The sequence below is a fragment of the Salegentibacter tibetensis genome (genome assembly GCF_020164485.1).
Lineage (GTDB): Bacteria > Bacteroidota > Bacteroidia > Flavobacteriales > Flavobacteriaceae > Salegentibacter > Salegentibacter tibetensis.
This window is the reverse complement of sequence record NZ_JAIQZA010000084.1, coordinates 1-1261: the sequence shown is the minus strand read 5'-3', so window position 1 is coordinate 1261 and position 1261 is coordinate 1. Positions and strand designations below refer to the sequence as shown.

The following is a 1261-nucleotide window of genomic DNA, read 5'->3' as shown; positions in this document are numbered from 1 at the left end:
GGCCTTCAAATTTAATGGCTAATTGTTGAACTACCAAGCCCCAGTTCTGCAGGGGAGTGTTCCATTTCTTTTCTATTCTTTGGGTTGTCAGGTATACCAGCTTTAAGAGTGCCATATCATTGGTGAAAGCCCCTTTGGTCTTGGTTACTTTTCTTACCTGCCGGTGAAAGCCCTCTACGGCATTTGTGGTGTATATGAGCTTTCTAATAGGAGCTGTGTATTCAAAATAAGCACTCAACTCTTCCCAGTTATCATTCCAGGAACGGATCACTATGGGATATTTCTTGCCCCATTTTTCTTCCAGCTCCAGTAAAGCCGATTCTGCCTGATCCTTGGTATCCGCCTTGTATACCAATTTAAGATCTTTCATAAAATCTTTTTGATCCTTACTGGCAACGTATTTCATGCTATTTCGGATTTGATGGACAATACATAGCTGGATATCTGTTTTAGGATAAACGGAATGAATAGCCTCACTAAAGCCTGTGAGATTATCTGTACAGGCAATCAGGATGTCTTTTAACCCGCGGTTGTGTAAATTGGTCAAGACCTGAAGCCAGAAGTTGGCACCTTCACTCTCTGAAATATACATCCCCAGTACTTCCTTTTTCCCAGCTTTATTTATCCCTAAAATATTGTACAGAGCTTTATGTCTTACTTTTCCTTCTTCCCGTACCTTGAAATGCATCGCATCAAGCCATAGGATGCAATATACCGACTCCAAGGGTCGGTCTTGCCATTCCTTTACCTTAGGAATAACGCGGTCGGTAATATCACTTAAGACGTGGGTGGATATTTTGGAGTCATACATCTCCTCTATATGAGCGGAGATATCACGAAGACTGTTGCCTAGCCCATACATCCCTATGATTTGCTTTTCCAGGTTATCGGCCAGGATACGCTGACGCTTCTCCACGATCTGGGGCTCAAAGGTGCTGTCACGATCCTGAGGGGTGTTGATGGTGACATCCCCATTGGTTGCTCTTCAGGGTCTTTTTACCTTTACCATTACGCTTGTTACCAGCTTGAGAGCCTTTCTCTTCATCGGAAAGATGAGAGGACATCTCTGCTTCTAAGGCCTCTTCCATAAACTCTTTAAGCATCGGAGCAAAAGCCCCATCCTTGCCGGTTAGGGATTCTCCTGATAAAAATTGTTTTAATGCTTTTTCCTTTAATTCTTTAATCTCTTCTTGTGTCATAATCTAGTTTAAAAAATTTATTATATTTTTCAAAGTCTAGACAGACTTGAGATTACACCCTC

General features: G+C 42.0%; 1 pseudogene. It reads right to left on the bottom strand.

Annotated elements, in window-relative coordinates:
• A pseudogene (locus LB467_RS18575) lies at positions 1 to 1199 on the bottom strand (IS256 family transposase); the annotation flags it as partial.
• Positions 1200 to 1261 lie beyond the last annotated feature (62 nt).